Below are 659 nucleotides of genomic sequence, written 5' to 3'. Positions count from 1 at the left end.
AAAAAAAAAATAGTAGCCAGCAAGGTTGAACATCTCCGTATCGGCCGGCAGGTTCGGGTCTTTCTGCGTCGCGGCGTTGGCGGCGATGCGGGTCTGCAACGGTACACGGGAGCGCAGGTATTCCGAGTCCTTATCCGCGTCCGGGTTCCAGTTCAGAATATCCAGACCGGTATAGCCATGCTGATATGGCTGGTTGGCTCCCGCAGACTGCTCCGGATGGCTGGTATCGGCATACTGGCCTCCCCACGGCATGGTGTCGGTGGCGCTTGCCGGTGCGGCCAATGCCGCCAGCGTGGCCATCGACAGCACCGCTGCCAAGCCAGACCGCAGCCATTTCCTGTGTCGAGTCCGGGCAGAAGCACGCCCAGCGTGATCACCTGATGACACTCTCATCCATAATCTCCTTTGATTTCCTCCGACTCACGCCGGAAATCAACCGTCTATGCGGCTTGAGTAGACGGGGGCTCAAACCGGTAGGACGGTTTGAGCCCACGGGATACGGCGATATCTCACCAACGCCATATCCCACATTCTCTTTTTCTCTCACCCACCGACCATATCGGCCGCAATGAGTAGGTCATGAGACTTACGGAACATACCCCTCTCCGACTTGTCTCATGCACATCGTCAGCGATGTATCACGATGCTTACGCTGGTAT

1 protein-coding gene is annotated in these 659 nt (G+C 57.2%); it reads right to left on the bottom strand.

The window, feature by feature from the left end:
• Positions 1 to 300: hypothetical protein (locus KTQ83_RS11925; RefSeq protein ID WP_217285062.1), on the bottom strand; the 300-nt coding region annotated here is incomplete at its 3' end.
• Between the last annotated feature and the right edge of the window lie 359 nt (positions 301 to 659).

This window comes from Holdemanella porci (assembly GCF_019052655.1).
GTDB lineage: Bacteria > Bacillota_I > Bacilli_A > Erysipelotrichales > Erysipelotrichaceae > Holdemanella > Holdemanella hominis.
The sequence above is the reverse complement of the archived record's forward strand: the minus strand, read 5'-3'. Positions and strand labels throughout refer to the sequence as shown.